This window comes from Mycobacterium sp. NPDC048908, assembly GCF_043197955.1.
In the GTDB taxonomy this organism is placed as follows: domain Bacteria; phylum Actinomycetota; class Actinomycetes; order Mycobacteriales; family Mycobacteriaceae; genus Mycobacterium.
Genome location: NZ_JBICUE010000025.1, coordinates 67,524 through 73,746, shown reverse-complemented (window position 1 = coordinate 73,746; position 6,223 = coordinate 67,524). Strand labels below are relative to the sequence as shown.

The window sequence follows — 6,223 nt, the reverse complement described above, 5'->3', positions numbered from 1 at the left end:
GGGCTGGCTCCACTTCTACAATCACCACCGAGCCCACTCCGCCATCGGAGGCCAGCCGCCGATCACACGACTGACCAACCTCCCTGGACATCACACCTAGCCCGTTTGCGCGAGTGTGCGTGTCTGCCCGCCGACACGCCGCGAAATCCGTACAAACGTGCACGGTCGCGGTTGATAAATCGTTAGACGCGTTCACTATTGACGGCCATTCTTGGTGCTGTGGAAGTCCGCCTACACTCGTCACTCGACGAGTTCCGCGCGATCGCGGAAGCGCTGTATCGTCGCGACCCGGTCCGACACACCATCGAGTTGACCTTGCTGGCGAGCGCCGAATTGCCCGCCGACACCTTCCTGATGACGGTGTGGGATCACGGCAGCGCAATCGGCGCCGCTCTGCAGACGCCGCCATATCCCTTGGCGTGCAACGGCATTCCGGCCGAGGCGGTGCACCCAGTGGTCGCCCAGCTTGCTGACGTGCGTCCGGTTCTCGGCGGCGTGCGGGGTGACCGCTGCTCGGCCTCGGCGTTTGCCGATGCATGGCACGCGCTGACAAGCCAACAGATGTCGATCGGCACCGAGGAACGGCTGTACCGGATGGGGACGTTGAAGGCGCCCGCCGGTGTCCCCGGTTCGCCGAGGGCGGCGACAGGCAGCGACCGCGACCGGATCGTCCAATGGGTGGAGTGGTTTTTCGAGGACGCGTTCGGCCAGGCAGACGACCGTGCCGAACAGTTCGTCGACGGCTCCGAGCGCGCGGGCCACCGGTTCGTGATGTGGGACGTCGACGGCACGCCGGTGAGCATGGCGATGCTGCGCGTCCCCGCATGCGGTGTGTCGCGGATCGGGCCGGTGTTCACACCGCGCGACGAGCGCGGGCACGGATACGGCTCGGCCGTCACCGCCGCTGCGGTCAGGTTGGCCCACCGCAGCGGCACCCCGGACGTCGTACTATTCGCCGACCTCGCGAACCCGACGTCGAACGCGATCTACCAACGGATCGGCTTCCAACCGGTCGCCGACAGCGTGCGGATCGACTTCGTCACGCTCGACTGACGCGACGGTGCGCAGACTGCCCGCGGATCGCGGCGTGTCGCCCGGCAGACACGCACGTGCCCTACTCACGTGGGGGCCCACGCGGTAGTTGACGCGCAGGTACCGTAATTGTGTGGCGAAGACCAAAAACCGCACCTCAGGTCGTGTCAGCAACCGATTCTGGAGGCTGCTCGGCGCCAGCACCGACCGCGACCAGGCGCAGTCGATGTCGCTGGTGGGCAAGTCGGCGGAGTTCGATGAGAAGGCCGCCGACCTCGACGACGAGCAGTTGACCAAGGCGGCCGCGCTGCTGAACCTCGACGACCTCGCGGAGTCCACGGACATCCCGCAGTTCCTCGCGATCGCCCGCGAAGCCTCCGAGCGGACCACGACGCTCAAACCGTTCGACGTCCAGTTGCAGGGCGCGCTGCGAATGCTGGCCGGCGACGTGGTCGAGATGGCCACCGGTGAGGGCAAGACGCTGTCGGGTGCGATCGCCGCGGCTGGCTACGCGCTCGGTGGGCGCCACGTCCACGTGATCACCATCAACGACTACCTGGCGCGCCGCGACGCCGAGTGGATGGGCCCGCTGCTCGAGGCGCTGGGGCTGACGGTCGGCTGGATCACCGCCGACTCGACGGCCGACGAGCGGCGTGAGGCCTACAAGTGCAACGTCACTTATGCCTCGGTCAACGAGATCGGCTTCGACGTGCTGCGCGACCAACTGGTCACCGACGTCGACGACCTGGTCTCGCCGAACCCCGACGTCGCGCTCATCGACGAGGCCGACTCGGTGCTCGTCGACGAAGCACTGGTGCCGTTGGTGCTCGCGGGCACCTCTCACCGGGAGACGCCGAAGGTGGACATCATCCGGATGGTCGGCGAGCTGATCGCAGGCAAGGATTACGACACCGACGCCGACAACCGCAACGTCCACCTCACCGAGACCGGCGCCCAGAAACTCGAGGCCAAACTCGGCGGAATCGACCTGTACTCAGAGGAACACGTCGGCACCACGCTGACCGAGGTGAACGTCGCCCTGCACGCCCATGTGCTGCTGCAGCGCGACGTGCACTACATCGTCCGCGACGACGCCGTGCATCTGATCAACTCTTCGCGCGGCCGCATCGCGCAGTTGCAGCGCTGGCCCGACGGTTTGCAGGCCGCCGTCGAGGCCAAAGAGGGCATCGAGACCACCGAGACCGGCGAGGTGCTCGACACCATCACGGTGCAGGCGTTGATCAACAGGTACCCGACGGTGTGCGGGATGACGGGCACCGCGCTGGCCGCCGGTGAGCAGCTGCGCCAGTTCTACAAGCTCGGGGTGTCGCCAATTGCGCCGAATACCCCCAACATTCGCGAGGACGACACCGACAGGGTGTACATCACCGCGGCCGCCAAGATCGACGCGGTCGTCGACCACATCAGGGACGTGCACGAAACCGGGCAACCCGTCCTGGTCGGCACCCACGATGTCGCCGAATCCGAGGAACTGCACGAGCGGCTGGTCAAGGCCGGCGTCCCGGCGGTGGTGCTGAACGCCAAGAACGACGCCGAGGAAGCCGCGGTGATCGCCGAGGCGGGCAAGCTCGGCAGCGTCACCGTGTCCACCCAGATGGCCGGACGCGGCACCGACATCAGGCTGGGTGGCTCGGACGAAGCCGATCATGATCAGGTCGCCGAACTCGGCGGTCTGCACGTCATCGGCACCGGCCGCCACCACACCGAGCGGCTGGACAACCAGTTGCGCGGCCGCGCAGGACGCCAGGGCGATCCCGGCTCATCGGTGTTCTTCGCCAGCTGGGAAGACGACGTGGTGGTCGCCCATCTCGACCCGAACAAGCTGCCCATGCAGTACGACGAGAACGGTCGCATCGTCAGCAACAAGGCGGCGGCGCTGCTGGACCATGCGCAGCGTGTCGCGGAGGGCCGGATGCTCGACATCCACGCCAACAACTGGCGTTACAACCAGTTGATCGCCCAGCAGCGCGCGATCATCGTCGAGCGCCGCGAGACCCTGTTGCGCACCGCGACCGCGCGGGAGGAACTCGCCGAGCGCGCGCCGAAGCGCTACGAGGAGATCGTCGAGAAGATCGGCGAGGAGAAGCTGGAGAAGATCTGCCGGCTGATCATGCTCTATCACCTGGACCGCGGATGGGCCGACCACCTGGCGTACCTTGCTGACATCCGCGAGAGCATTCACCTTCGGGCACTGGGCAATCAGACACCGATCGACGAGTTCCACCGGATGGCGGTCGACGCATTCGCTTCGCTGGCCGCCGACGCGATCGAGGCTGCCCAGCAGACGTTCGAGACCGCGCCGTCGATCGAGGACGAGCCAGGCGTCGACCTGTCGAAGCTGGCCAGACCCACCTCGACGTGGACGTACATGGTGCATGACAACCCGCTGGCAGACGAGTCCATGTCGGCACTGAGTCTGCCGGGAGTGTTCCGCTAGGTTTAGCCCATGGCGGGCGCAGCGGCGGGCAGAAGCGCGGCGACCGGGGATTCGACCGGGCCGGACGTGCGCGACCGGGTGCTGACGGTGCCCAACGCGTTGTCGGTGCTGCGCTTGCTGCTGGTGCCCGTTTTCCTCTATCTGCTGCTGGTGGCCGACCACAGGGGCTGGGCCGTCGGCGTGCTGATGTTCAGTGGGTTCTCCGACTGGGCCGACGGCAAGATCGCCCGCCTGGTCGACAACCAGTCATCACGGCTGGGGGAGTTGCTCGACCCCGCCGTCGACCGCATCTACATGGTGACCGTGCCTGTCGCACTTGCGATTTACGGCGCGGTGCCGTGGTGGATCGTGCTGACGCTGATCGGGCGTGACGTGATCCTGGCCGCGACGTTGCCGGTGCTGCGCGGCCGAGGACTGACCGCGCTGCCGGTCACCTACATCGGCAAAGCCGCCACCTTCGCACTCATGTCGGGCTTCCCGCTGATCCTGCTCGGTCAGTGGGACGCGTTGTGGAGCCGCGTCGTCCTCGCCTGCGGATGGGCGTTCCTGATCTGGGGCATGGCCATGTACCTGTGGTCGGGCGTGCTGTATCTGATCCAGGTCACCATGGTGGTGCGCCGACTGCCGAGGGTGTCGGACCCGTGACCACGCTCGGCGGCTACGACCCGCAAGCCGGGCGCAACGCCCACGAAGCCAACCGGCCGACGCCGATTCCGGTGCCGTCGCTGCTGCGCTCGCTGCTGACCGACCATCTCGATCCCGGCTACGCCGCGGCCGCGCAGGCGAAGGCCGATGGCGGCACCCCGCGCGCGTGGTGGCAGGCGTGGATCTGGCAGCTGATGGGCGCGCTGTTGATCGCCGCGGTGTTCGCCGCCGCGGTCGCCCAGGCGCGCACCACGGCGCCGGGTGTTCGCGAGACCCAGCGGGTGTTGGTCGGAAGCGTCAAGTCTGCGGAGGCCGAGACCGGCGATGCCACCGCCCGCCGCAACGCTTTGGCGACCCAGGTGGACGCCGAGCGGCGAACCCGACTCGAAGGCGACGAACGCGGCCAGCAACTTCTGGCCGGCCTCGACAAGGCCGACTTCGCCGCGGCCGCAACGCCGGTGATCGGACCGGGCCTGACGATCACCGTCACCGATCCCGGCATGTCCAAGGACCTCACCGACGTCTCGAAGGAGCGGCTACCCGGCAGCCAGCAGGTAATTCTCGACCGCGATCTGCAGTTGGTCGTCAACTCGCTGTGGGCCAGCGGCGCGGAGGCCGTGTCGGTGGGCGGGGTGCGTATCGGTCCGAACGTGACGATCCGGCAGGCGGGCGGCGGCATCTTGGTCGACAATCAGCCGATCAGCAGTCCATACGAGATTCTCGCGATCGGCCCGCCGCACGCCATGCAGGACGTGTTCGAACGCAGCCCGGGCTTGCAGCGACTTCGGTTGCTGGAGGCCAGCTATGGCGTCGGGGTCAACGTCAGCGCAGGCGACGACCTGACGCTGCCCGCCGGTTCGGTCCGAGATGTCAACTTCGCCAAGCAGATTGGGCCCTAATGACGGGACGGGGTTAATCGGATAATGATCGGAATCGCCGCACTGGTTGTAGGGATCGTGCTGGGTCTGGTGTTTCACCCCAGCGTCCCCGAAGTCATCCAGCCGTATCTGCCGATCGCGGTGGTGGCCGCGCTCGACGCGGTATTCGGCGGGTTGCGGGCCTATCTCGAGCGCATCTTCGACTCGAAGGTGTTCGTGATCTCGTTCGTCTTCAACGTATTGGTCGCCGCGCTGATCGTCTATGTCGGCGACCAACTCGGCGTGGGCACACAGCTGTCCACGGCGATCATCGTGGTGCTCGGCATCCGCATCTTCGGGAACGCGGCCGCGTTGCGGCGCAGATTGTTCGGCGCATGAGTTCATGAGCGACCACTCCGCATCTGACCACCACGGCCGCCACGAGCTGCCTGCCGATGAACCCGCGCCGGAGATCGGCGAGCTGCACGCGGGCGGGATCAGAGGCGTGGTGCGCAGGGGCCGCTCGCAGCTGATGTTCGGGGCGCTCGCCGTGGTGCTGTGCGTGCTGCTCGGCGTGGCGATCGTCACCCAAGCCCGGCAGACGGAGTCCGGTGACTCGCTGGAGACGGCGCGGCCCGCAGACCTGCTGGTGCTGCTCGATTCGCTGCAGCAGCGAGAGGCGGCACTGAACACCGAAGTCGCTGACCTCCAGCGCAACCTGGCGGAGTTGCAGGCGTCGGGCAGCAATGACCAGGCCGCGATCGAGAATGCTCAGGCCCGGCTAGGCGCGTTGTCGATCCTGATCGGCACCGTTGCGGCCACGGGTCCGGGCGTGACGCTCACCATCGAGGACACCGCCCCCGGCGTGCCCGCGGAAACGGTTCTCGACGTCATCAACGAACTGCGGGCCGCGGGCGCCGAGGCGATGGAGATCCGCGGTCGCGGCCAGACCGGTCCTGCGGCGGTTCGCGTCGGGGTCGACACCTGGGTGGTCGGCAACCCCGGTGCGCTCGTCGTCGACACCACCACCCTCAGCCCGCCGTATTCGGTTCTGGCCATTGGTGATCCACCAACATTGGCCGCCGCGATGAACATCCCTGGCGGCGCGACGGACAGCGTGGAGCGTGTGGGCGGCAAGATGGCGGTACAACAGTCCGACCGCGTCGACGTGACCGCCTTGCGGCAACCGAAACCACGCCAATACGCTCAGCCAGTCAAATGAAGGCACTTG

Annotated in this window: 6 protein-coding genes; all 6 read left to right on the top strand. The window is 67.2% G+C overall.

The features are described from left to right. Nucleotides 1–219: 219 nt before the first annotated feature. The 6 genes from ACGFK1_RS32055 to ACGFK1_RS32030 all read left to right on the top strand — a co-directional run bounded on the left by ACGFK1_RS32055 (nucleotide 220) and on the right by ACGFK1_RS32030 (nucleotide 6,214). Nucleotides 220–1,053 carry a GNAT family N-acetyltransferase gene (locus ACGFK1_RS32055; protein WP_393439551.1) on the top strand — a complete coding sequence of 278 codons (834 nt, stop codon included), beginning with the start codon at nucleotides 220–222 and terminating at the stop codon, nucleotides 1,051–1,053. A 112-nt stretch (nucleotides 1,054–1,165) separates the two neighbouring features. Further along, nucleotides 1,166–3,490: an accessory Sec system translocase SecA2 gene (gene secA2 / locus ACGFK1_RS32050; protein ID WP_393439548.1), complete on the top strand. Its 2,325-nt coding sequence runs from the start codon at nucleotides 1,166–1,168 to the stop codon at nucleotides 3,488–3,490. A gap of 9 nt (nucleotides 3,491–3,499) precedes the next feature. Continuing rightward, nucleotides 3,500–4,135, top strand: coding sequence for a CDP-alcohol phosphatidyltransferase family protein (locus tag ACGFK1_RS32045; protein ID WP_393439545.1), 636 nt, complete (start codon nucleotides 3,500–3,502; stop codon nucleotides 4,133–4,135). After that, a complete protein-coding gene (locus ACGFK1_RS32040) occupies nucleotides 4,132–5,034 on the top strand; it encodes a DUF881 domain-containing protein (protein ID WP_393439542.1) in 903 nt (300 codons plus the stop codon). Before ACGFK1_RS32045 ends, ACGFK1_RS32040 begins: the two co-directional genes overlap by 4 nt. 24 nt (nucleotides 5,035–5,058) lie before the next feature. Beyond that, the gene (locus tag ACGFK1_RS32035) at nucleotides 5,059–5,391 is read left to right on the top strand and encodes a small basic family protein (protein WP_067800834.1); all 333 of its coding nucleotides are present in this window, start codon (nucleotides 5,059–5,061) and stop codon (nucleotides 5,389–5,391) included. A 4-nt stretch (nucleotides 5,392–5,395) separates the two neighbouring features. Beyond that, nucleotides 5,396–6,214, top strand: a complete 819-nt coding sequence (locus ACGFK1_RS32030) for a DUF881 domain-containing protein (RefSeq protein ID WP_393439539.1) — start codon at nucleotides 5,396–5,398, stop codon at nucleotides 6,212–6,214. Nucleotides 6,215–6,223 lie beyond the last annotated feature (9 nt).

What these genes read in the sequence shown, in the direction of transcription:
- ACGFK1_RS32045 (WP_393439545.1), top strand. Translation starts at nt 3,500, where the DNA reads ATGGCGGGCGCAGCGGCGGGCAGAAGCGCGGCGACCGGGGATTCGACC.
- ACGFK1_RS32035 (WP_067800834.1), top strand. Translation starts at nt 5,059, where the DNA reads ATGATCGGAATCGCCGCACTGGTTGTAGGGATCGTGCTGGGTCTGGTG.
- ACGFK1_RS32030 (WP_393439539.1), top strand. Translation starts at nt 5,396, where the DNA reads ATGAGCGACCACTCCGCATCTGACCACCACGGCCGCCACGAGCTGCCT.